Annotated in this window: 33 protein-coding genes; 1 reads left to right on the forward strand and 32 read right to left on the reverse strand. The window is 33.0% G+C overall.

The window, feature by feature from the left end; translation table 11 throughout:
* Positions 1–47: 47 nt before the first annotated feature.
* The 16 genes from RD055328_RS04360 to RD055328_RS04435 form a co-directional block, all read right to left on the reverse strand.
* Entirely contained in the window at positions 48–764 is a 717-nt protein-coding gene (locus RD055328_RS04360; protein ID WP_244087582.1) for a hypothetical protein, read from the reverse strand.
* A 4-nt stretch (positions 765–768) separates the two neighbouring features.
* The gene (locus tag RD055328_RS04365; RefSeq protein WP_244087583.1) at positions 769–2,640 is read right to left on the reverse strand and encodes a GH25 family lysozyme; all 1,872 of its coding nucleotides are present in this window, start codon (positions 2,638–2,640) and stop codon (positions 769–771) included.
* Positions 2,641–3,417, reverse strand: a complete 777-nt coding sequence (locus RD055328_RS04370; RefSeq protein WP_244087584.1) for a phage tail protein — start codon at positions 3,415–3,417, stop codon at positions 2,641–2,643. It lies immediately after the preceding gene.
* Positions 3,392–6,097 carry a tape measure protein gene (locus RD055328_RS04375; RefSeq protein ID WP_244087585.1) on the reverse strand — a complete coding sequence of 902 codons (2,706 nt, stop codon included), beginning with the start codon at positions 6,095–6,097 and terminating at the stop codon, positions 3,392–3,394. The genes RD055328_RS04370 and RD055328_RS04375 overlap by 26 nt, the downstream gene beginning before the upstream one ends.
* 34 nt (positions 6,098–6,131) lie before the next feature.
* Positions 6,132–6,506: a hypothetical protein gene (locus RD055328_RS04380; RefSeq protein WP_244087586.1), complete on the reverse strand. Its 375-nt coding sequence runs from the start codon at positions 6,504–6,506 to the stop codon at positions 6,132–6,134.
* 29 nt (positions 6,507–6,535) lie between these two features.
* Positions 6,536–6,889 carry a tail assembly chaperone gene (locus tag RD055328_RS04385; RefSeq protein WP_244087587.1) on the reverse strand — a complete coding sequence of 118 codons (354 nt, stop codon included), beginning with the start codon at positions 6,887–6,889 and terminating at the stop codon, positions 6,536–6,538.
* A gap of 65 nt (positions 6,890–6,954) precedes the next feature.
* Positions 6,955–7,590, reverse strand: a complete 636-nt coding sequence (locus RD055328_RS04390; RefSeq protein ID WP_244087588.1) for a phage tail tube protein — start codon at positions 7,588–7,590, stop codon at positions 6,955–6,957.
* Between the two features lie 11 nt (positions 7,591–7,601).
* Positions 7,602–7,997: a hypothetical protein gene (locus RD055328_RS04395; protein ID WP_244087589.1), complete on the reverse strand. Its 396-nt coding sequence runs from the start codon at positions 7,995–7,997 to the stop codon at positions 7,602–7,604.
* 1 nt (position 7,998) lies between these two features.
* Positions 7,999–8,358 carry a phage tail protein gene (locus RD055328_RS04400; RefSeq protein WP_244087590.1) on the reverse strand — a complete coding sequence of 120 codons (360 nt, stop codon included), beginning with the start codon at positions 8,356–8,358 and terminating at the stop codon, positions 7,999–8,001.
* The gene (locus RD055328_RS04405; protein ID WP_244087591.1) at positions 8,351–8,653 is read right to left on the reverse strand and encodes a hypothetical protein; all 303 of its coding nucleotides are present in this window, start codon (positions 8,651–8,653) and stop codon (positions 8,351–8,353) included. The genes RD055328_RS04400 and RD055328_RS04405 overlap by 8 nt, the downstream gene beginning before the upstream one ends.
* Positions 8,650–9,006, reverse strand: coding sequence for a phage head-tail connector protein (locus tag RD055328_RS04410; protein WP_244087592.1), 357 nt, complete (start codon positions 9,004–9,006; stop codon positions 8,650–8,652). Before RD055328_RS04410 ends, RD055328_RS04405 begins: the two co-directional genes overlap by 4 nt.
* 12 nt (positions 9,007–9,018) lie before the next feature.
* Positions 9,019–9,951: a phage capsid protein gene (locus RD055328_RS04415; RefSeq protein WP_244087593.1), complete on the reverse strand. Its 933-nt coding sequence runs from the start codon at positions 9,949–9,951 to the stop codon at positions 9,019–9,021.
* 13 nt (positions 9,952–9,964) lie between these two features.
* Positions 9,965–10,513, reverse strand: coding sequence for a DUF4355 domain-containing protein (locus RD055328_RS04420; protein WP_244087594.1), 549 nt, complete (start codon positions 10,511–10,513; stop codon positions 9,965–9,967).
* Positions 10,514–10,694: 181 nt separating this feature from the next.
* Positions 10,695–10,865, reverse strand: coding sequence for a hypothetical protein (locus tag RD055328_RS04425; protein WP_244087595.1), 171 nt, complete (start codon positions 10,863–10,865; stop codon positions 10,695–10,697).
* Positions 10,865–12,445, reverse strand: a complete 1,581-nt coding sequence (locus RD055328_RS04430) for a minor capsid protein (protein WP_244087596.1) — start codon at positions 12,443–12,445, stop codon at positions 10,865–10,867. Before RD055328_RS04430 ends, RD055328_RS04425 begins: the two co-directional genes overlap by 1 nt.
* A complete protein-coding gene (locus RD055328_RS04435; protein WP_244087597.1) occupies positions 12,432–13,793 on the reverse strand; it encodes a phage portal protein in 1,362 nt (453 codons plus the stop codon). Before RD055328_RS04435 ends, RD055328_RS04430 begins: the two co-directional genes overlap by 14 nt.
* A 53-nt stretch (positions 13,794–13,846) precedes the next feature.
* Between RD055328_RS04435 and RD055328_RS04440 the strand changes: the two genes are divergently transcribed.
* Positions 13,847–14,206, forward strand: a complete 360-nt coding sequence (locus RD055328_RS04440; RefSeq protein WP_244087598.1) for a hypothetical protein — start codon at positions 13,847–13,849, stop codon at positions 14,204–14,206.
* Here RD055328_RS04440 and RD055328_RS04445 read toward each other — a convergent pair.
* The 16 genes from RD055328_RS04445 to RD055328_RS04520 form a co-directional block, all read right to left on the reverse strand.
* Positions 14,198–15,463 carry a PBSX family phage terminase large subunit gene (locus RD055328_RS04445; protein ID WP_244087599.1) on the reverse strand — a complete coding sequence of 422 codons (1,266 nt, stop codon included), beginning with the start codon at positions 15,461–15,463 and terminating at the stop codon, positions 14,198–14,200. The genes RD055328_RS04440 and RD055328_RS04445 overlap by 9 nt on opposite strands.
* Positions 15,450–15,902: a terminase small subunit gene (locus RD055328_RS04450; protein WP_244087600.1), complete on the reverse strand. Its 453-nt coding sequence runs from the start codon at positions 15,900–15,902 to the stop codon at positions 15,450–15,452. The genes RD055328_RS04445 and RD055328_RS04450 overlap by 14 nt, the downstream gene beginning before the upstream one ends.
* A 71-nt stretch (positions 15,903–15,973) precedes the next feature.
* Positions 15,974–16,411 (reverse strand): hypothetical protein, encoded by a 438-nt coding sequence (locus RD055328_RS04455; RefSeq protein WP_244087601.1) that lies wholly within the window; start codon positions 16,409–16,411, stop codon positions 15,974–15,976.
* Complete coding sequence (locus tag RD055328_RS04460; protein ID WP_244087602.1) at positions 16,401–16,964, reverse strand: toxin-antitoxin system HicB family antitoxin; 564 nt, start codon at positions 16,962–16,964, stop codon at positions 16,401–16,403. Before RD055328_RS04460 ends, RD055328_RS04455 begins: the two co-directional genes overlap by 11 nt.
* On the reverse strand, positions 16,965–17,219 hold the full coding sequence (locus tag RD055328_RS04465) for a hypothetical protein (RefSeq protein WP_244087603.1): 255 nt from the start codon (positions 17,217–17,219) through the stop codon (positions 16,965–16,967).
* A 214-nt stretch (positions 17,220–17,433) separates the two neighbouring features.
* Positions 17,434–17,856 carry a hypothetical protein gene (locus tag RD055328_RS04470; RefSeq protein ID WP_244087604.1) on the reverse strand — a complete coding sequence of 141 codons (423 nt, stop codon included), beginning with the start codon at positions 17,854–17,856 and terminating at the stop codon, positions 17,434–17,436.
* A 3-nt stretch (positions 17,857–17,859) separates the two neighbouring features.
* The gene (locus RD055328_RS04475) at positions 17,860–18,162 is read right to left on the reverse strand and encodes a hypothetical protein (RefSeq protein ID WP_244087605.1); all 303 of its coding nucleotides are present in this window, start codon (positions 18,160–18,162) and stop codon (positions 17,860–17,862) included.
* Positions 18,163–18,255: 93 nt separating this feature from the next.
* Positions 18,256–18,669, reverse strand: a complete 414-nt coding sequence (locus tag RD055328_RS04480; RefSeq protein ID WP_244087606.1) for a hypothetical protein — start codon at positions 18,667–18,669, stop codon at positions 18,256–18,258.
* The gene (locus tag RD055328_RS04485; protein ID WP_244087607.1) at positions 18,669–18,893 is read right to left on the reverse strand and encodes a hypothetical protein; all 225 of its coding nucleotides are present in this window, start codon (positions 18,891–18,893) and stop codon (positions 18,669–18,671) included. Before RD055328_RS04485 ends, RD055328_RS04480 begins: the two co-directional genes overlap by 1 nt.
* Positions 18,886–19,071 (reverse strand): hypothetical protein, encoded by a 186-nt coding sequence (locus RD055328_RS04490; RefSeq protein WP_244087608.1) that lies wholly within the window; start codon positions 19,069–19,071, stop codon positions 18,886–18,888. The genes RD055328_RS04485 and RD055328_RS04490 overlap by 8 nt, the downstream gene beginning before the upstream one ends.
* The gene (locus RD055328_RS04495; protein ID WP_244087609.1) at positions 19,064–19,267 is read right to left on the reverse strand and encodes a hypothetical protein; all 204 of its coding nucleotides are present in this window, start codon (positions 19,265–19,267) and stop codon (positions 19,064–19,066) included. The genes RD055328_RS04490 and RD055328_RS04495 overlap by 8 nt, the downstream gene beginning before the upstream one ends.
* A 38-nt stretch (positions 19,268–19,305) precedes the next feature.
* Positions 19,306–19,521 carry a hypothetical protein gene (locus RD055328_RS04500; protein ID WP_244087610.1) on the reverse strand — a complete coding sequence of 72 codons (216 nt, stop codon included), beginning with the start codon at positions 19,519–19,521 and terminating at the stop codon, positions 19,306–19,308.
* Between the two features lie 2 nt (positions 19,522–19,523).
* Positions 19,524–19,739, reverse strand: coding sequence for a hypothetical protein (locus RD055328_RS04505; RefSeq protein WP_244087611.1), 216 nt, complete (start codon positions 19,737–19,739; stop codon positions 19,524–19,526).
* Positions 19,740–20,147 (reverse strand): DUF1642 domain-containing protein, encoded by a 408-nt coding sequence (locus RD055328_RS04510; protein ID WP_244087612.1) that lies wholly within the window; start codon positions 20,145–20,147, stop codon positions 19,740–19,742.
* Positions 20,148–20,164: 17 nt separating this feature from the next.
* The gene (locus tag RD055328_RS04515; RefSeq protein ID WP_244087613.1) at positions 20,165–20,329 is read right to left on the reverse strand and encodes a hypothetical protein; all 165 of its coding nucleotides are present in this window, start codon (positions 20,327–20,329) and stop codon (positions 20,165–20,167) included.
* A 147-nt stretch (positions 20,330–20,476) separates the two neighbouring features.
* Positions 20,477–20,797, reverse strand: a complete 321-nt coding sequence (locus RD055328_RS04520; RefSeq protein ID WP_244087614.1) for a VRR-NUC domain-containing protein — start codon at positions 20,795–20,797, stop codon at positions 20,477–20,479.
* Positions 20,798–20,996 lie beyond the last annotated feature (199 nt).

The following is a 20,996-nucleotide window of genomic DNA, read 5'->3' on the forward strand; positions in this document are numbered from 1 at the left end:
TTTTTCCTCTTTCTAAATTAAAAGACAACTCGATTAAGAATTGTCTTCTATTTGTTTAATTCAAATCTAATTGTGTTGATACCCTCATTTAGATACCAAACATTCTTGCTTCCGATGGATTGAGTTAATGTTCCATTCAATTCATATATTCGTGGCATTTTAATTGTTACATTATCAAAATTATTGTTGATAATTGTCGTCGGTACTTGTGTACTCTCGCTACCGAATACTTGACCGGAAGTTTCAAATCCATTTACTTCTGTATCAAGAGCATTTTGATATTTCTCAACTAAAATTGATTTTGGATTTGCACCTAAATTATGATTAATTTTCACTTCGAAGCCATCGGGTATCCAGGTTGATATTATCTTCTCAATATTTTCAATTCTTGGATCTAAGGTGTTAAATTCTCCATATATATCACTCTTTCGAGCAAGTATAACTTCACTGTCTGTAGTAGCATTAGCTATTACATCTTGAAAATCATCTTCAACATTTGATTGTCGTTCTTCAACATTATCAACTCGATTTAATACACTATTAAACTCATCTTTAATAGCATTAATCATTACGCTAATCCATCGAACGAATAACGACAACGATTTACGTACTTCTTCACCAAACATTTTCGTCATCAACCAACCAGCTAATTCTTCACTTTTATCATCAACTGTTCCATTTTCAATTGCTTGCGATATTTCGTTGTCATTTTCAATAGGTGAATCGTCTGTTGCGTAACAATCATCGTTATTTTTATTAACCATTAAATCACTCCTTTCGCAAATAATTTTCTTTAAATCTCGAACTTGGTTCTGTGTTCATATCAACGTTTCCTACAATTCCGCTTATGCGACCGGTGGACGTATATTGCCACAAATCGTAAGGGTGTGTTGGACGTGTACTGTTTTCAATCGTTCCATCATTAGCACCATAAGACGGCAGTATGATAGACCCAAATTTAGAAACATTGATGTTGAAACTGTCATACAAATGATTGGCTATATAAGCCACTTGCTTATCAGCAGGTACACCTAACTTAACCATTTCAGCATTCCAAGCTTCTGTAGTGCCTCGCATGTCTGTAGCAGTCTGTTCTTCGATGTCAATCATGTAGAATTTAGGATTAGCGTTCTCTGCTTTGACCCTATTAAAAAAAGCACTAGCTTCTTGCTGTGCTTCTGTAATAGTTGAATATAATCCATAAGCGTAAACTGCATAGTTGATACCTGATTCTTTAGCTTTTCGAAGATTTTCTTTAAAAGTTAAATCTTCTCTAGATTGTCCATATTGAACTCTTATGATAACTAATTGAACGCCCATGTCTTTCAATGTTTTAAATGAAATATTTCCTTGAAATTCTGATACATCAAGAATTGCTCCGTTTGAATTTCCATTATTTAATTTATCAAGTTCATCTTTCAACTTCTGAATCTCATCATCTTGTGCTTTCTCACGATTACTTAATCCATCAATTGACTTATTCTGTCCTTGAACAATATTCTTTAAACTATCAACAGAATCCTTATATTTCTTGTATTCGTTTTGATACTGAGATAGCGATTTCTTCTTATCTCCAAAAGTTAAAGTTGATATATTCGGATTTAGGAAATCAATTTCTTTTTGTGTGATTCTTAGTGCTTGAGTTTCAGAAACATTTGGATTAATAAACATATAACTATCTGAAACTTTAAAGGATTCAAAGTTAGCACCTATTTCAAGGGCTGATATACTCCAATGTTCTGATGAAGTCTTTTGGTCTTTAACCCATTGCTCTGCTTTAGTTTTTAAATTCTTAGCTTCTTTTACATCTTCCCAAACGTTCGTACCGTTGATTATCCCAAATTCATTTTGTAAATCTGGGATATCAATATAATCTTTACCACCATTAACACTTGAAATTGTTAATCGTGGATTTGATACGTGTTCTCCCTCACGTTCAACCGTTGCCCCTAATGGAACTAGTCTCGTGATTACTAAGCTGGGATCAATTTCAACAGTAGAGCTTTTTAAATTTTTGCCAATTTTGATTGGAGTGTCATTGTCGTGTATCTTTCCTGGATCTTTCAAATAATCAATATAGTTAGTTCCATTTTCAAATCTAACTCTTAGATATCCACCTAATCGACTAACTAATTTATCAATTATTGTTTGGTATGAATTTGAATAGTCAACATAGCGATAAACATTATCCGTTGAATTAGTTACGTCAACGTTTCCGATAGTAAATTTTTGATAGTCTTCAACTTGTGAATTGTGAACATCAATTAGCTTTTTAAAAAAATCAGTAGGAGTCGTATTGTTAATTTCCAAAAACCTTTGAGTTGAATCTAGTAAATAAGCACTAATTGATTCAAAGCTAAAAGTTTGATTGAATAGTCCATCTTGAGACATTGAACGAGTAGGTTTTAAAGCTCTTCCACGGAAAATCAATACATCATCTTGAAATATATCAACATGCGTTTTAAATGGTCTAATTCCCCCAAACAATGGACTGGATGGAGCTAATGATAAAGTGAAATCGTCAATATCATTTTCTTTAAGTGTTAATTTACCTGATGAAATATGCTTATTAGTTGTTAAATCAAAAATAACCCTTCCTACTCTATCGGTTGGGCTATCGTAAGCTATTATTTTGTACATCTAAACCATCAACTCCTTACGCCAATTAAACGATACTGAACCTTTTCCTGAAAGTTTAATATTGTTAATTCCAACGTTTAATACTATTTGAGTATCTTTGTATTCTCCTGTCTTAAATGGAATTCCATTAATACTAATATCCCCATCTACAACAATTAATAATTCTGATCTATGAGACCCATTATTAATTAATACTATTTCCTTGTTTCCATTAACTTCAAAATCAACCTTTTGGGAAATATCACTTGTAAAATTAAATATATCCCAAACATCATTACCTTCTAAGTATTCGTAAATTGCAAATGGATAACAATCGAACACAATTGTGACAGATAATGTATTTTTATCTTGATTATCTTCAACAGAAACTGATTTACATTTACCAAACCAGTACATATTTTGATTATGAGTATCGTATATTTGCTGCTTACCAAAAGGCATCAATGCAGATTTAACTTTATTCTCTAGTATTTTTCTGTCAGGGTAATTCATTTTAAATGCAGTTAATTTGAAAGTTAAATCTCTATTATTGAAATAGCGTTCATTATCAATGATTGAAAAATCATAATTTCCTTGCATATAAGCGATTGACTCTGTGATTTCTTTCTCAGGCGGAGTTGGCGCATCACGTTCAATTAGGTACAAGTCATTATCTAACGAATTAAATTCGGCAAATTTAAACCCTTCAGTGATGCTAATACCATCGATTTCTGTTTTACCTTCATATTTGTTTAAATCTCTAAAATTATATTCAGCCAAAACTCCACCTACTTTCATTTTCGATAGCTCCACCTAAAGCATTATTCATTCGATTTTGAGTTCCTCCTACAAGAGTATCGCCATCTAAGTACATATCTGTACTTTTATTTGCAATTTGTTTCAATAATGCGTTTTGTTGCATTTGCATTGAATTTTCAGACATTTCATATTTAACATTTAACGTACCAGACAATTTATTTGCACCAATGTTTGCCATTTTTGAAAAACTTGAATTAATAACATCAAACTGTTCAGCAAAAGACTTAGTGTCAATTTTGGGTAAAGCATTTTCAGCTAACATTTGAGATGCTCTGTTTACAGTGGAAGCCATTGAATTAATACCATTCGCAAATCCTTCTCCTGTGTAACCACCTATTTCAAATAGAACTCTTGATGGCGAATGTATCCCCAAGAATCCTTTAATGCCACTTACGGCTTTATCTGCTACACCTTTTACTGCTTTACCTACAGCACCAACCATTGATCCAATTCCATTGATGAAACCTTGTATAACATTTTTACCGATTCCGACCAAATCAATACTCTTAAGTACATTCATTACAGCATTACCATTAGCTTTACCTGCATTTTTCGAACCACTCATACCATCCATAATTCCTGATATGAATTTTTTAATAAGCTCTCCACCTGAAGTTAAGACTTTTCCGAGGTAATAACCAACACCGTACACGAATTGGCCAACTGCATACATCGCTTTATCAACAATTTTAGGTATTGCATTTACGATTCCGTCAATAAAAGCAAATATTAGATCAATACCAGCGTTGATTACTCTGCCTAAATTTGCAGTAATTCCATTTACTAGAGCGACAATTAAGTTAACTCCAGAAGTGATTATTTGAGGTAATCCAGTTGCTAAAGCATTTAGAAAGTTAACTAATATTTGAATAGCTATAGCTGTTATTTGCCCAATATTAACCATAATTCCTTGCAATAAACTTAAAATAACTTGCATTCCAAAGGCTACAATTTGTGGAATTAATGCCATACCTTGAATAAGTAATTGACCTATTCCTAAAATAAATGCCGCTACAACTTGTGGCATTCCAGCAGAAATTGAAACAGCGAAATTAACCATCATTAGCGCTGCACCAGTTCCGATTGCTGCAAAAGTAGGAACAATTTGACTTGAAACTGTTGTTAATCCTTGAAAGGCTGTCATGACTTGAGCTATACCTATAGCCAAGACTCCAAACCCAGCAGCTGCCAATCCAACACCTAATCCAATTTTTAGAATAGACGTGGCGACTTTAGAAAATCCACCACTCGCTGACGTAGCACTTTTACCTGCGACATCTTGAGTATTTTTCAAGGCATCCATTGGACCTTTTACTGCTTTAGTTGCATCAGTAACTGGTTTTATTGTTTTTTTGAACTTCATAAATCCAGCGATTAACACACCTAGCCCCGCAATACTTCCAAGAGAGCCAACAGCTAACTTCAATGTATCAATTCCGCCGATTGTTTTAGGTACTTTAGAAGCTAAATCACCTAAAGATTTAACGGCTCCGTCAATAAAATCTCTAAATGGTTTAATATTTTGATATGCGTACATAAACGCTGTTGCTAGTGCTAAAATCACTGCAATTACAGGATGTTTATAAATTAAAGTTAGCCCACCAGATACTGCGCTTGTAGCCTTACTAAATCCATACATCACAGTTAGTCCAGCGCCTAACGCACCAAATACTAATCCGAATGCTTTAGCTGCTGGAGCTATTGCTGTTACCATTTTTTTAATAAAGTCCATTGTCTGAACAACAAAAGGAACCATAGCTTCAAAGCCTTTAGCGACTCCATCTGCTGCTTGTTTCATTAGATTTAAAATCTTAGGAGCACCTTCACCGCCGCCAATAGCCTCAATGATCTTCTGCATACCTGCTCCGACTTTTTGTTGCATAATTTGCAGTGTTCCAGCAAATCCAGCTGCTTCTTTAGCAGAGCCTTTATATCTCTTGCCCATTTCTTGAACAGTATCAGAGACCATATCAGCGGTAACTTTACCGGCTTCTAAATCTTTAGTGAATTTAGCACCATCGCCGTTGTAGAATTTCTTAGTCATTTCAGAACGTAATCCAACTACAGATTCACCCATTATATTTAAATCTTGAGTCGTAACACGACCAGTTGAAGCGGTCTGTTGAAGTTGTCTTGAAAAGCTTTCAACTTCAGCTTGTCCACCACCAAGACCAGATACGGTATCTAGTAGCGCACTCATTGTCTTTTTTGTTTTTCCAGCACCCATTCCAGCTGCCATCCAACCGGCTGCCATTTTAGATGTAGCAGAAGTTGTAAACTGCGTTCCAGTAACCATATCTTGCAATTGAGCAGTATAAGCATGTGCAGCATTTTTGGACATTCCTAAACCTTTGGTCATAGTCATGTTAGCTGAACGCATTGTATCCATTCGTTCAACTGCCGCTCCAACACCCATTTTCAACATACTAATTCCAGCTGAGGCTAATTTAAATACACCAAAAGCTCCAGCCATTCCTAAAACGGTTGATTTCATGTTATTAAATTTTTGTTCAGTTCCTTCAGTAGAACTTCCCATTTCATCAGTCGAACCACTAATAGTCTTTGCTGCTCCATTTGCGGCTTTTGCTGCATTCTCAAATGCGGAAGAAAAGTTAACGTCAGTTGCTTTCAAAGTAGCGCTAACTTGATAATCTGCCATATGTTTTCCTCCTTTCAAAAAAGAGAGCAGCATCTTAGCTACTCTCTTTCTTCATTTTTTGAAATTCTTCAAACCTTCTGAGCGTTTCACTTTGCTCAGTTTTTTCTTTTTCTTTTTTTGTTTCCGCAATAGGGACGTAATTTTCAATAAAATTTTTATGGATTTTATTTTTCAACTCTATGGAATTATAAAATTCTTCAAATTGTTTAAATTTAGGTTGCGGATTTTTAGAAGAGCCCTTTGTAGCTTGAACAGATTGATTTAACCAGCTTTGCTTTGCAATTTTTTCAGTTTCTTCAACTTTTTTAATTTGAGCGGCTTCAAATCTTAACCAATATTCTTCTAAACTCATCATTCCAATTTGCTTCAAATCATTTATATTAAAATCATTTAAAGCAGTAATGTACATTTCACGGTACGTTTGTTCAAAGCCAACTTTTATTTGCTGTTCGCTGTGATTTTGTTGAGTGAAATACGTACCAGTGGTGATTTTTTTAGTTCACCATTTAATTCTTCAAACAGTGTATTGATTTTATCTTCGTCCATTGTTTCATCAGCAAACATTGAAGTGATTTCGTCCATTGAAGGACGTGGTGAACAAGCGTGAGTACCGCAGTATAGAACATTGATTAAAGCTAATGGATCATATGCCATCAACGCCGGTAATGTTCTAGATAGCCCCATTCCCATTGATACACCTTTTACTTCCATTCCTGCAATTCGATCTAAATCACGCAAGAAATCAATGCCGAAATTAAGTTCATATTCTTTTTTGTCAATTTTTATTTTCATATTAAAATCACCTTTAATTTATTCCGACCGCCACCGCTCTAGTGTGAGAGTATGCACCTGATTAACTATTTAACTTTCTTAGTGTCTAGTTTCTGTGTTCCACCTTCTGGAGGTGTACTTTCAGGAATTCCGGCTCCATCAACTTTAGAATCGTAATCAATTCCACCGGCTTTATCATCGTCAGAAGCAATTTTGTCAATTCCACGGAAGATGTAATCGAACGCTTCTCTTTGAGTGTCTGATAACTTAACCCAACCAATTTTAGGTATTCCGTCAATTGATGTTGAAATCTCACGAGTTGAATTATCATCAGGGTCATTACTATTAGAGTCTTCTGAAATTGTTCCCTGCATATACTTAGCAAAAACATATTCCTCTTTACCGTCTTCTGATACTTTCACGCGATCTTTACTCAATAACCAAAATTCCATTTTTTCGCTATTAAATAACGCTGTAAGAATTCTGTCACTGATAAAGTGATTGTTGTTAATAAAGTTAAAACTAAAACCAGTCTCAACGGAAGATTGAGAAGCAACAGAACCATCTTTAGTCTTTGTTGAATCTGAATCTGCGGAAGGGTCAAAATCAGCACCTGTTTGCCAAGGAACTAATTGAGCTTCCATATTTTTTGCTTCTGATAAAGGACGTGTCATAACGACTGTTTCTTTACCTTGAAGCGTTTTAAGAATTTCTTGTGACATCTTGTGCCCTCCTATAGTATTTTGAATTGAATATCTAATATGCCGTGCCACAATGTAGTATTAGGAACTGACGTATCTTGCAAAACCCTTTGAGTAATTGCTTGTTTATCAATTACCACATTGTAGTTTTTTAAATTTTTAAGATGTATTCCGGCATAAAAAAAACGATTAACCATATCTGATATAGTCAATCGCTGTGTATCATTCCCCCAAAAGTGAATTGTTATTGCTACATATCCGTTCAAAGAGTATTTAGTTCCGCCAGAAATAATCTGAGTTTCACCAACTGTCACGAATGGATATGTTGCACTTTCTTCTTGCATAGGCAAATGATCGTATACATCGTAATTACTTTCTAGTCCGAATTTATAAAAATAATCGAACAATTGTTGCTCTGGAGATTGCATATTAACCTCCTATTTCTTTTTTTAAATCTGATAAGAAGATTAGTTGTTGTTCTTTTAAAGATGGTATTAAGATTGGCTCTGGTGCCATGTAGCGTGTTCCTAACTCTGTGTATTCGTTATACTCCATTGTTAGCCACACAGTTCCTTCTAACTTGTTAAGTTCAATTGCAATACCTCGTTTTGTCGCCCCAGTTGAATAGCCTTTTACAAAGGCGCTTCCTGCTTTACGCATGGCTTTAGTTTGAAGTTCAGCGGTATTTCTTTTGACAACTTTTTCAACGACAGATAGATTTGAAGCTTTTTTTAAAGCTTTGGACAACTCTTTATCGCCGCTTAAATCAACACTAAAAGACTTACTCATCTATAGAACCTACAACTAAAGAAGAAACATTTAAAGCTGATAAAGAGCTGTTTTTTTCATATTTAGTATCGTTAATAACTAAATAAGACCAATTAAAATCTAATCTTTCAAAAGGTCTTACTACTTTCTTATTAATGTCGTATTTGCCGAACAATTGAATTGAACGTTCAACCCCTAAATCAGTTACATTGCAAGGAACTTTACCAACGAATTTATCATTTATATCATAAGTTGAAGTATTGGGATTATAAACTCTATCTTTTTTATAAAAATCTACATAATGTGTAATTCTCATTTGCGTACTCTCTGATACGGATTAATAAATTTAACAACATTCTTTTTATTCTTATCATCAGCATATTTGTTTATATCGTTTTCAAACTCTTTAAAATCATCATCTTTAAAAGTAATCGATTCCCCTTCTTGTGAATAGGCACTCATACCCTCATTTTTGAGACGATTAAATCGCTTAATTGATACTTCAACCACAATGTAATTAATGTCTTTTGGTAGATTATCTTTTAAACCTGTTAGAACTTTCAATCTTGATACTGTCATATCAACAATATCTTGAATTCGTTTATCTTCTTCATCAGTAGAATTTTCAATAAACAGTAATCTTTTAATTCTGTCTAAATAATCAGACATACTAATCACCGCCTATTTTTTAGATTTAGTTTTTTGTGTTTCTCCGCCATTTTCAGGTGGTGTAACAGAACTATTTGTTACTTTCATAATTTGTTTCTTGTTAGCTGGCAATACATATTCCCCAGCCATACCTTGTCCTTGAAGTGCTACACCGTCGAAGTCTTCTGATTCAATAGTACGCGCTGTGTTGATACCAGTAAATTGACGACCAACATTAACTACAGATGTGTAAGCAATTTCTCCAGTTTGGAACTTAGTATCTGGTGTTTCAACAATTGTAAATCCTTTGAAATTAACAATGTTGTTTTCATCAACATTAGCTGATGAAGATTTGGCAGATGTTGTTAGCGGGTGGTCAACGATTGCGTTATACAATTCTGATGTAACCCATGCCATTTTTTGACCAACTACTTCTAGATTTGAATATTTAGCTGATAATGAGTTAAACAATGCTAAAACTGAATCAGCACTGTAATCAGCAAGTTTTAATGTTTCAGCGGCTGATTTAGAAATAAATTTAGCCCCTTGGTCATCCATTAATTGAATCTTTGTTTGAGCTTGCAAATCAAGTCTATCAGCGATTGCTCCATCGAAATCTGCATTAACAGTAGTACGATCAATACCTTCGTGAATGCTCCAACCCCACGAGTAATCAACTTCTGCATTGTCGTAAATAATTTCAGTTCTATCACCAAATCTATTTGAATTTGATGTACCAGCTCCAAATGCAATTGCTGCGTCTTTATTATATTGACCGACCGTAACAGGAATATCATTTGTTTTAACTTCAAATGCCTTCTTGTTATTAGTAATTCCATCTAATGCTTGTAATTGGTTACCGAAAAAAGGTCCAAAATAAGCTTTCTTTTGATATACAGCTTGAAGTAATTCTTTAAATTCTGTTTGGTAACTTCTTACTGATTGATTATTATTTTCTCCTGACATATTTTATGTCCTCCTATTTATATTTATTGAGTTTCTTTTCAAAAGGACTCAATGGCTTTTCATTGCTATTACCGTTTATACGAGGAGTAATACCAGAAGTTAAATCTTTGGTAATTGCTTCCTTGTAAGATTCGGTAAAAGCTAAGAACTTTGATACATTCTCTTTAGTTGAATCTGCATCACTCGTTACAACTAGATCTAATGTGTCGTCTGATACATCAATCTTTGCTTCATTAAACATTGAACGTGCAACTTTATTCATCTCGAATTTTGCAAGTTTAGCATTTGCTTCATCACGTTCCTTTTGAACTTTTTCAAGCTCATATTCTTTCTTTTGATCAGCATTCATCTTTGCTAATTTTTGAGCTTCATCTTTTTGTTTCTCAAATTTAGCCTTTTCTTTTGCCAATCTTTTTTGAACAATATCATCCACATCTGAATCTGTATACTTATAGTCGCTTTTCTGTTCATCATTTTGTTGTAAGTTTTCGACTTGTTCTACATCTTCATTAGTAGGATTTTCTTCGACTTGTACTTCGTCTACTTTTGTTTCTTCTGACATAATAAAACCCTTTCCCCTAGCTTTTAATGTGAATCAAGGCTTACACTTCACTAGCTTTTTATGCCATCAAGTCTTGGGCAAAACAAAAACGCCTATCGGTTAATAGACGTTATTTTTGAGTATAAAAAAAGCACATCAGTTTAATTACTGTGTGCTTAGTCGGTATTAAAATGAATTGTAGTTACCACAACACTCCATTAGGTTGTTTAGGCTCGAATTTTTTTTTATTTTTAATCGCTTTCTTAATTTCTTTTATAATTTCTACTTCATCATTACCAACCGCGAAAGTAGGAAATCCAACTCCAAAAGTCTCTCTATATTTCATAATCAATTCAACTGTTTCTTTATTCATTACAATCTCTCCTCGATTAGTCTTAGATATTCCTTATATAAATTAGGGAATATCTCTTTTATTAATTTAAGTGAATCATCATTTCTTGCAATTGCCGAACTAATTTCTGCAAAAGCTTCGAGGTCTTTTTTATGATAATCCTTCCAATAAGAGGATGTATGACCCCATCCTAAATCTGACTTCCCTTTAGTTCTAGCGCAAATTATATCTGATATATCTGCAAAAGCCGAGTCTGTAATAACACTTTTATTATATCTCTTATTAAAGTAATTATTCCATCCCATTTCTCCATACAAATCAAAATCTTCTTTATAGTTAGTTTTAAAATCTTTTTTTAATTTCCTGTAATCAAGACTTGCCGCGTTATTCAACGTTACTCCGCTCACCGTATCTCCAAATTCACCATTATACGTATGGTCTATATAATGACCCATTTCATGAAAATAAACATCTCTATTTTTTATATTCCATTCATTTGGTTTTATGGATATAACTTTAGAAATTGGATTATAAAACGAACTGTCACCTTTTACAAATTTTGCATTTTTAAGCGCATCTTTATATGCATTTCGCAATTTTTCATTAGGTATTTCTGAAATTTTTTCGTTTAAATCTTTTAAAGCACTTTTATCAAAAAAATCATTATTAATAAATCCTTTGTCATTGTTTGAGTTATTATTGCTATCTGTGTCTCTACCAACGTGGACCGCTTTGGAACATCTGCAATTTGGGTGTACAGGTATTTGAGGGGCGTATTTAATATCGAATATTCTTCCGTCTCCTGGAGCACAAATACTACATGCTCCAGGCTCTGCTATCCATTCAACTTCTTCAAAACCATATTTTTTATAACTGTCCATTTGAGCTGAATCTTGAACTCTAGCCATTTCAGTTCTTGCTAATCGTTCAGCTGCATAACGTTTATTTAAAACATTATCTTTTAAACTAGGTAATAAATCACTAGCTATCTTACGTGGATTTAATCCTTGAATCATAGCTTTAGTTAATGAATCATCGAGCGTTGATTTCAGTTCATCCATACTTGACCACAATCTCGATGACCAACTAGCACCGTGGAAACTTGCACCAACTACCCTTCCAGCTTTATTTACTAAATCTACTGGTAATGACTGTCCCAAGATTCCAGCTTGACGTTTCAATTCACTAACATAAGCCCCATTTAACTTATTCCCCATTAGCTTTTCAATATCTGCGTTGGTTTTCGCTAATTCCATACCAACTTGCGACTTTAAATATTCTAATCGATTAATTCTCATTGTCGCATTGTAAAGCTTCAATCGTTTATTAGCTTCTTGACTGAAATCTTTATTCTTAACTAGCCTCTTAGCTTCGTCTGCAAATAATTTAGTATCAAAATCTTTAACTCTTTTCATAGCTTCAGACATTGAAATATTCTGACTTTTAGCATATGAAGTATAGAAAGCGTTAATGTCTTTAGTCATTTGATTTAATGATTGCTGAAATCGTTTTTCAATCTCTTTTGCTATCTTGTCATCGCTAAGAATTTGTTGTTTAATCCACTCTTGTTCACGCTGTCTCCAATAATCAGTTCTCGCCATCAGATCTACCATCTACAGTATTTGATTTTTGAAAATCTAATTCATTACCAGAATCAGCAATAGCTCGCTTGGTTCTATCAGACGTTTCTTTAGCTATCTTATCCATCTCATCTTTTGGATCTTTAACTGCTGAGAGTGTAGATAGTAACGTTTCTTGTGATACCAATCCATTCAATTTAGCAGCTGTATCAGCTTCGTCAGCATTATTATTGGGAAGGTTACGAGTGAATTGAAACTCAATATCTTGTGAGATATTATCAGTGAAATTTTTAATCGAATTAACAATTTCAAAAACTTTTCTCAATTGTTGAGTAAACTTGCGTTCTTTGTTTGAAGTTAAATTTCTCATTGAAAGTAACTTATATTCAAGTGAACGTCCTGAAGTAGCATTACCGAATACTTCATCATTAATATTTGCTACCATCGATATTTGGAATATCAAATTAGTAACACGATCAATTAAATGTTCTTGAGTCGCATCAGCATTAGGCTTTTCTAAAAAGAATGCATTAATCTTGTCGGCATCATTACCGAATAAATTAATCAAACGATTATCTTTGATATTAGTCTGTTCTTCTTCAGACATTTCAGCACCTAGAATAGCCAAATATGCATCAGCAAAATAGTCTACATCGTCTTTCTTGTTCGACAGCGTTTCATTTAAAGCATCAATTAGTGTATCAACACCGCTTGTTAATGATGTACGTTCCTCATTATCGAAAAACTCAATCGCTGGAACGTGTCCTTTATATACAAGATTTTGAGATTCGCCAGCTTTTAAACTTCCGTTTGATATCTCAAATGGTTTGTAACTATCTGAATAATAAATAGTACCAACAGTCTCTCTATCTTTATTCTCCGCGTATCTAATAAAAGCAATGGGTTTATGCTCTATCGTGTCGTCATAAATCATAAAACCTTCATATGCAGGTACAAGAGCTACTTTGGTATCTGATTTCTCGTTTTGATATACAAGTAAATATACGCGTCCATTGATTGATGATTTCTTAGCTAACTCACTTAATTCATCAGCGAAACTAACTTCACTTAACCAATTTTGAAAGGCATCGTTTTTATCATTTTTAATTTTGATAGTTGGTTCTATTCCAACAAAAAAACCATTCAATGTATTAACAAGATAATTCTGCATGTTAACTATTAAATGGTTTTTACCGTCACTATCAAATGATATATCGGCATTGTATTTATCTAATTGATTTAAATATTTAGGCTTAAAATTATCTTGATGGTATTTAATAAATTCTTGAATATCTTTAAATGATAAGTCTTTATCGACAGGAAATAAGAAATTATTATTAATATCAATCGTTCCATTTGTTAAATTCATGTGTTTTGCTCCTTTGGTATAATTGGCTTAAAAATTGTTTGAGGTAATACAAAATGACCGAAATAAAATTAAGTAATGATGAGTACAGAACGTTAAAAAAAATTAATAGATTAACTTATGAAAAATATAATGGAATATCGAGAGCAAAATTGCATGATAAATGGAAATTCACAAAAGTTCTTAAGGAATATGACTTGATTGAAACTGATCAAATTAATTATGGAAATAGAATGCCCAAATTACCAAAAGGCAACTTCGACTTAGTTAAAATAAACAACCGCGGTCACGAATTCATTTCAGAACACAGAGAAAATACCATTCGTTTTGTGCTGCGAAGTATTTTATCCAGTTTCATAACCCCAATAATAGTTGCAATTGTAACTTCATACTTAACCTTGAATTTTTTAAAATAACTTATTCTTAACAGATTTAACTGTTGCAGGTTTAATCATTTCATCTTCATTAGCATATCGAGTTGGATCAATTGTGTGGTCGTTTCCATCCGGATAACCAGCTTTGAAATTTCCGTTATTATCTCTAGCCAATTCATATGTTGAGAACTCTCTAGCAGCATTAGGGCATCTAATTGGGTCAATTACAATCTGCCTTAGATCTTGTAACCACTTAAAACCGTGTTCTCTTGAATCAGGACCTTTCTTAGCAACACTAATATTCAATCCTAAATCTCTAAACTCACTAACCGTACGTGGCTCTCTATCACTAATAATTAAGCCGTTGTTCCTATTCTTTTGTTGAATAAGTTCAACGGCTTTTCTATTTGATAACCCTGTTTGATAAATCTCATCAAAAATATAAAGTATTCTTCTTGTCTTGTCATAATGTTCTACTACATACGCTAATGGATCAGAGGCAAAACCATAATCAAGTCCTCGCTTAATGTTGTCAAAACCGTTCAATTCTTCATCCTCAATCTCACGAAGAGAGAGATTAGTAAATACTTCTGCTCCAGTTCCTGTTACTTCGCCTAAATACTCGTGATTATAAGCTTTAATATTGTCCTTCTTAAGCTGTTCAGCGTCCGCTATGAATTCCTTACCAAGCCATTCTTTCGGAACACTCAAATAATCAGATGAATGTACTAAAGTATCTTTTCTTAACTTCTCATGTTCACTAGTTTGATTAGCCCAGTTCGTTTGTGAAGCAGGTGGATTAAAACTGTGAAAAGAAATGATATCCGAACCACCACGATTTAATGATTGATTAATTGAGCGTATCTCATGAAAGCCATTAAATTCATCCACCTCCTCGAAATGTTTAAACTTTGTATATCCACGTCTGAACTTTTGAGATTTAATTTTCCTAGGTTTATCAGCACCTTTAAATCGTATTTCTTGCCCTGTTGGTAAATAGATAAGCTTTAGTGGGCTTACTGAATCTTGCCAAAATTTTGATACTCCTAGCACATCAATGGCCCACAGATATTGATCAAACACCGATTCTCTAAGAGTTGCCGCTACTTTACGTAAAACAACAGCATTAGCTTCTTGGTCTGTCATGATTCCCATTACTATTTCAAGAGAAATAAAAGAGGACTTAGTTGATCCTCGTCCTCCTTTTAGCCAATAATTTGAATGTTTTTTATTTTTAATATCGTTATGTAAATCATAAAAACTAGGTGCTACTATTTCAGATAGTTTAACCATCTTCATCACCGTAAATGTCATCCACAATTGTTACTGGAGTAACAGTTGCATTAATTTCTTTTTTATCAGTGAACATAGAATAGCGTTTACCAAGAAGCTCCAAAGCTTTCAGTCGGTCTTGGTCTTCTGGTTGGATTGTGTAAACTGTATCTTTTTTCACTTCCCCAGTAAGATTATCCTTTTGTTTGCTAACAACTTCTCTAGGCTTGCCCACAGCGATATTAGTAAGTTCTTCAGCAATCTGATTCACATCTAAAATAGATTTATTTTTTATTTCATTCATTCTTTTTTCGATTTCTGTTTGAATGTCAGGTTTTGTTAAGTTTTCATTTCCAATATTTCTTGCTGTCTTCTTACTATAACCAGCTCTAATAGCAGCCTGAGTAGCATTTAGATCAACTAGGTACTCATCAATGAAACGTTTCTGCTTGTCAGTTAAATTCACTATTCTATGTTCTCCTTTCTGATTTTTGGGTATTAAAAAAGACACCTCGGTGGGTGCCGTTAAATATTAATTTATTCTATATCTTTCAATGAAGTCTGCTCATTAAAGTGAGGAATAACCATGTAGTTATTATCAGCTTCTGTAGAAAGAAGCCCTGAATAAACAGTTATCTTATCTTGCATAATAGGAGTTACCTGCAAAAGTACTTCTATCAATTTATCATTATCTGAATCGTTAATTTGTTCTTTTTTTATTATTTTACCAATTTCATCATTATCCATACCAAGCCAAGCATTAACGGTTGCAAACAAATTATAGTTTTTGTAGTCAACAGAAAAAGATCTAGTTACTTTAATTTCGTCAAGTTGATTATTTGAAACAGAAAAATTAGTCGTACTGTCGTCATCTTTAGAAATATCTTTCCCTTCGTTTTTAATTCTAAACTTCAAATCCGATATATATAATTTAATTATTTTTATATTGTTATTCTCAATTATCTTACTTTTCATATAATATCTCCTCTTTAGTTCTTGGGAAATCTATTTCAATATTATTTTCAGAACTTTTCTCAATCAAACTATTTCCTAAAGCGATGATTTTATCTTGAGAAACTGAACCGAATGCATTAAATTGCAATTCTTTCTTTATATCATCCGTACTATTTTCGATGGTCTCTAAATGTTCTTTAACTTCATAAGTACTAGAATTCTGTAAACCTTTATCAATTGTTCTCACGATATAATCGTTTAAAGAAACTCCATCTTCTTCGGCTAAATAGTCCAACTGAGCATGCATTGTTTTAGGCATTCTTAGTGTAACTCGTCCACTTTTTTCTTTTTTTATTTTAGGAAGGGGAATACTTTTCCCAGATCTAATTCTTCCTAAGAACCAAGCTTTTTTAGCTTCTTCTAATTCACTTCTTATTTCAGAATCGTCATCAACATAAACTACTAACCCAGGAAGATCTGGTATATAAGCTTTTATATACTCTTCTCCCTCGTCTTCTAGAACATCAACGGAGTATTTATAATTTAATTTCATGTAATCTTCTAAAGTACTCATTTAATTATCCTCCTCGCATAATTCGATAATTTCATTTATATACTTTATAACATCTTTTACGTAAGGAAATTTTACAGGATTTTTATTTCCAGGCACAGTTAAATCTCTATCAATCAAATCATGACTGATAGAAAAGTGTGACCCACCAGGTGTTACCAGGCAACCGAAATGTTCACAAATTGTTCTAATTTCTTGAAAAGAACAATTTTTCGGATTGTTTTTCATCTTACTAAAAGCTTTATCAATTCTAGTCATACATCGTTTGCACCACCCGTAGTGTCATATTCGTTATTAACTATAATATACAATATTTATGTTGACGTCAACATAAATTAACTTCATTTAAAAGCCCTTTTCTGCACAAAATTAAAAAGCCACTTACTTAAGTAAACGGCTTTTTTGTTAACTTTGCTACTCTATCAATTTACCCCATTGACACGTGAGAAAAACACCTGTTTTAGTCTCACTTTCAACAAATTCCTAATTCTTTCCCTAAAATTTCTAATAGCTTATATCTTTTTCGATATATTGTTGGTTTAGAAACATGTATCAATTCCCCTATAGTTTCCCAATCATAATAATTAGTTTCTTTGAACTTCAATTTAAAAATATTCAATTGTTCATCATCTAATCTTTTGATTGCTCTATCTCCAGCTTTTTGAAGATTTATTAATCTTTGCAACTGCTTATCTTCATCATGCCTAACTACAATTTGTTCTTGTAGTTTAGTTATAATTGACGAACGACCGCCACCGATATTATCCTCTGGTTCTTTCCAAGGGTGATCTAGCTCAAGAATTCTATGTGCAATTAGGTAATCAATCTCAACATAGTCACGATAGGATTCTTCTAAATATTTCAACTTACCTTTAGTTAATTCAATAATTCTCACCCCCTAATAAATTCCAATCTTTTTGAAATATGTAATCTGATTGCTTAACTTATTCTTTGACCAGTGAAATTTACTTGCTATTTGTTCATTGGTTAATCCTTCAGCTAGTAAGTCTTTTATTCTTTGCGCTCTTTGAATAGTTTGAATTTTAGGCTTAACTCCGTTATTAACTTCTAATGTGGGCTTCAAATATTCTTGCATATCTTTCAATTCAGGATCACTATCAGGAACATCTAAAATTGATTTAACATGATATCTATTTTTAAGTTTCTTCTCTGTCTCTAAAATTAATTCAATTGTTTTCATAGCAACACCGCCCAAAATGCAAGAACGAAACCAAAACCAAAAGCTAGCATTCCTAAAATTAGCATTGTGATTGCGTATAGAATGTATTTCATTTTAAATCTCTATTGCCTCCCAACATTCAAAAGGAATCGGACAATTCGCTTCTTTTAATCTCTTTTTAAATTCTGACTCAGTAAGTTTAGAAGCGTAATAAATATCTTCATCTAAAAACCAACGTAATGGTAAGGCACTGACAAAATAATCCGAGTTGTTATATTCGTTTTTCATTCGCCACTTATATTTTGTTTCAACAAACTTAATTTCATCAGCACTGTGTATGCGTTCGATAACTTTAAACCCATTAATTCCTGAATCTTCTTTGAACCACTCATACATTAACTCTGATATTTCTTTATCATAATTTTTAAAATTCAGTCTGTGCGATAACATTTCAACGTAGTTAATTTTTCTAATATACTCTACTAAACTTTTATACTTCTCATCTAACGTAATTACTACTTTTTCCATTATTTCTCCTTATAAATCAACAATGCCCCAGTATCAAAACCTTGGTCATTAGCATACTCATTGGCGTAACCATAAGAGCTAAGTTGATATTTAACATCAACATATTCAATTTCAGGATTTTTTTGAATAAACTCATTTAATTGTTCATCAACTAACTTATAAATCGGATAGCCATTCACTGTCGTTTCTTTAAATTGTGGACAGAATTCTTTAAATTTAATCATCAGCCCACTCCTTCTTATATTTCTCAATAATTGAACAAGCCTTAGTTAGTCCATCAGAATAACCATTATAGTTTGAAATAACTAGTGGTTTATTTGAATTGTCCGCAGCTATCATTTGTTTTGGTGTATTGATTTCTTCAATTTCTTCTAAAATACTTTCTAATACTTCTTTAATCATCTCGCACCTCACTTAATTTAACTTTTACAATTTTGTAATTCTTACCACACCTTCTACGAGTGAACTGATATTTAATTTCTGATAAACGTTCTTCAGTTAATGCCATTTCAAATGATGTCATTTGCCAATATGGAATTCGTCTGAAATTAGTTCCGTATAGCCATTTACCAGTCCTGATATTTTTGATTGCATACATCTATTCACTCAACTTTCTACTCTTCATCTACTATGTATCTACTCTTCACTCAACTTTCTAGCGCACATTGGGCAGTAATTAACTAACAATGAAGTGATGTCACCTTTCTCATTTTCAATAGTTAATTCGATATGTCCGTATTCTTCTTTGAAAAGAAATACCGTATCTTCTCCTAAAATAAGACCACCGTTTTGCTTACTATTATTGATATACTTCCCACTAGTTTTTTTATCAAATTCACAATACTCACACATAGCTACACCTCGCTATCTTTTTGGCACATACTCATTAACGCCATGATTTTATTCCAGCGTTTTTTATCTTCAATTGAATCCCATATTCTATATTTCAACATTAGCGACGAGCCATCAGACGATAGTGTGTGTGAAATATAATCTACTAAATCATTTTTAAGAAATTCATTTAGTTCATTATCCATATCTTGATTAAACAACTTAAATTGCAATTTCATCTATTCCACCTTCTTTGCAAGTTCCATGTATACAGGATTGACGTTTCGTATTTCTTTTTCTGTTAAATCGTAAACGTAACCATCGTTGTTTAAAACTGTAGTCCACAAATATGTTTCTGACGATATAGCATAAACTAAAGATAGTGTGCGACATTGCCAGGTTCCTTCTTTTAAAACCACTCTGAACTTTTCTTCCTCAATCTCATAACCATTAACTAAAGCTCTAACTAGACGGTTTTTGTTTTCGTTTTTTACATATAACCACTGATGAAGCTCTAGAGCGACTTCTTTGTTAAAGTAGTCATTGCCCAACATTAGTAGTGCTATTCCTACACCATCGTCTATATCAACTTTTTCTAACCATTCAATTGCTGGTTTGTCTGTTTCTTCGTTAAATTTCTCTTTCATTTTATTGCTCCTTTCACTTAATTCACTTTTACCAAAATATATCTTTTTCCAAAATCGTTGGTTTCGTCTCTCGCAATCTGATATGAAATCACTTCAACATCGTGTTCTTTTGATAAATCATTCAATTGTCTAACTGCTTTATTTTCATAATCTTCGTCACAAAATTCTTTGTAATATGCCATTTTCATTCTCCTATTTTCAAAAATTCATATCTAAAATCGACTCTCTGTACTCTTCGTATTCCAATTCTGTATAATTTCTGTCATCTAAATACAAAGTTAAACGAAAGCCAAATTCCTTTTGTAGTCGCATTACTAGTTCTTGTTTTGTCATTTTCTTTCTATTACTTCTATCGCATCATCAACACTTCTACATACTCCGTATAGCACGGGGTATTTTTTTATGAATTCAGCGAATTTCTTTTGATCGGGTCTTAACTTTCCTGTTTTAGTTTTAACTTCGATATAAAACACTTTTCCGTCACTATGCCGAAAGCCGTATAGATCCGGATGACCTTTCGGTAATCCAGTATCAAACCAACGCCCATTATTCATCATCACTTTCCCAACGTTAGTTCGAAACACTGTGCAATCGTGTGCAGATAAAGCAATTCTTATATCATTTTGTATCTCTGTTTCTGGGTTAGACACTAATAAAACATCTCCTATCGTTGATATAACGGTGTTTATACAAATTTGGGACACTAAGGGGACACTAAGCTGTGCGCTGTTCTTCCTTACTGTCCCAAGGGTTTAACCTGTTCAGGACGTTGGGACACTATTTCTTAACTTCTCTATCTATACAGTGCTATATAAAATATATAAATATATATAATAATTAGTGTATTAG

Source organism: Companilactobacillus sp. RD055328 (genome assembly GCF_022835675.1).
In the GTDB taxonomy this organism is placed as follows: domain Bacteria; phylum Bacillota; class Bacilli; order Lactobacillales; family Lactobacillaceae; genus BQUT01.

Excerpts from the sequence above, each read along its gene's own strand:
- RD055328_RS04360 (WP_244087582.1), bottom strand. The coding sequence starts at position 764 with ATGGTTAATAAAAATAACGATGATTGTTACGCAACAGACGATTCACCT.
- RD055328_RS04365 (WP_244087583.1), bottom strand. The coding sequence starts at position 2,640 with ATGTACAAAATAATAGCTTACGATAGCCCAACCGATAGAGTAGGAAGG.
- RD055328_RS04370 (WP_244087584.1), bottom strand. The coding sequence starts at position 3,417 with ATGAAAGTAGGTGGAGTTTTGGCTGAATATAATTTTAGAGATTTAAAC.
- RD055328_RS04375 (WP_244087585.1), bottom strand. The coding sequence starts at position 6,097 with ATGGCAGATTATCAAGTTAGCGCTACTTTGAAAGCAACTGACGTTAAC.
- RD055328_RS04380 (WP_244087586.1), bottom strand. The coding sequence starts at position 6,506 with ATGTACATTACTGCTTTAAATGATTTTAATATAAATGATTTGAAGCAA.
- RD055328_RS04385 (WP_244087587.1), bottom strand. The coding sequence starts at position 6,889 with ATGAAAATAAAAATTGACAAAAAAGAATATGAACTTAATTTCGGCATT.
- RD055328_RS04390 (WP_244087588.1), bottom strand. The coding sequence starts at position 7,590 with ATGTCACAAGAAATTCTTAAAACGCTTCAAGGTAAAGAAACAGTCGTT.
- RD055328_RS04395 (WP_244087589.1), bottom strand. The coding sequence starts at position 7,997 with ATGCAATCTCCAGAGCAACAATTGTTCGATTATTTTTATAAATTCGGA.
- RD055328_RS04400 (WP_244087590.1), bottom strand. The coding sequence starts at position 8,358 with ATGAGTAAGTCTTTTAGTGTTGATTTAAGCGGCGATAAAGAGTTGTCC.
- RD055328_RS04405 (WP_244087591.1), bottom strand. The coding sequence starts at position 8,653 with ATGAGAATTACACATTATGTAGATTTTTATAAAAAAGATAGAGTTTAT.
- RD055328_RS04410 (WP_244087592.1), bottom strand. The coding sequence starts at position 9,006 with ATGTCTGATTATTTAGACAGAATTAAAAGATTACTGTTTATTGAAAAT.
- RD055328_RS04415 (WP_244087593.1), bottom strand. The coding sequence starts at position 9,951 with ATGTCAGGAGAAAATAATAATCAATCAGTAAGAAGTTACCAAACAGAA.
- RD055328_RS04420 (WP_244087594.1), bottom strand. The coding sequence starts at position 10,513 with ATGTCAGAAGAAACAAAAGTAGACGAAGTACAAGTCGAAGAAAATCCT.
- RD055328_RS04425 (WP_244087595.1), bottom strand. The coding sequence starts at position 10,865 with ATGAATAAAGAAACAGTTGAATTGATTATGAAATATAGAGAGACTTTT.
- RD055328_RS04430 (WP_244087596.1), bottom strand. The coding sequence starts at position 12,445 with ATGGCGAGAACTGATTATTGGAGACAGCGTGAACAAGAGTGGATTAAA.
- RD055328_RS04435 (WP_244087597.1), bottom strand. The coding sequence starts at position 13,793 with ATGAATTTAACAAATGGAACGATTGATATTAATAATAATTTCTTATTT.
- RD055328_RS04440 (WP_244087598.1), top strand. The coding sequence starts at position 13,847 with ATGACCGAAATAAAATTAAGTAATGATGAGTACAGAACGTTAAAAAAA.
- RD055328_RS04445 (WP_244087599.1), bottom strand. The coding sequence starts at position 15,463 with ATGAAGATGGTTAAACTATCTGAAATAGTAGCACCTAGTTTTTATGAT.
- RD055328_RS04455 (WP_244087601.1), bottom strand. The coding sequence starts at position 16,411 with ATGAAAAGTAAGATAATTGAGAATAACAATATAAAAATAATTAAATTA.
- RD055328_RS04460 (WP_244087602.1), bottom strand. The coding sequence starts at position 16,964 with ATGAGTACTTTAGAAGATTACATGAAATTAAATTATAAATACTCCGTT.
- RD055328_RS04465 (WP_244087603.1), bottom strand. The coding sequence starts at position 17,219 with ATGACTAGAATTGATAAAGCTTTTAGTAAGATGAAAAACAATCCGAAA.
- RD055328_RS04475 (WP_244087605.1), bottom strand. The coding sequence starts at position 18,162 with ATGAAAACAATTGAATTAATTTTAGAGACAGAGAAGAAACTTAAAAAT.
- RD055328_RS04480 (WP_244087606.1), bottom strand. The coding sequence starts at position 18,669 with ATGGAAAAAGTAGTAATTACGTTAGATGAGAAGTATAAAAGTTTAGTA.
- RD055328_RS04485 (WP_244087607.1), bottom strand. The coding sequence starts at position 18,893 with ATGATTAAATTTAAAGAATTCTGTCCACAATTTAAAGAAACGACAGTG.
- RD055328_RS04490 (WP_244087608.1), bottom strand. The coding sequence starts at position 19,071 with ATGATTAAAGAAGTATTAGAAAGTATTTTAGAAGAAATTGAAGAAATC.
- RD055328_RS04495 (WP_244087609.1), bottom strand. The coding sequence starts at position 19,267 with ATGTATGCAATCAAAAATATCAGGACTGGTAAATGGCTATACGGAACT.
- RD055328_RS04500 (WP_244087610.1), bottom strand. The coding sequence starts at position 19,521 with ATGTGTGAGTATTGTGAATTTGATAAAAAAACTAGTGGGAAGTATATC.
- RD055328_RS04505 (WP_244087611.1), bottom strand. The coding sequence starts at position 19,739 with ATGAAATTGCAATTTAAGTTGTTTAATCAAGATATGGATAATGAACTA.
- RD055328_RS04510 (WP_244087612.1), bottom strand. The coding sequence starts at position 20,147 with ATGAAAGAGAAATTTAACGAAGAAACAGACAAACCAGCAATTGAATGG.
- RD055328_RS04515 (WP_244087613.1), bottom strand. The coding sequence starts at position 20,329 with ATGGCATATTACAAAGAATTTTGTGACGAAGATTATGAAAATAAAGCA.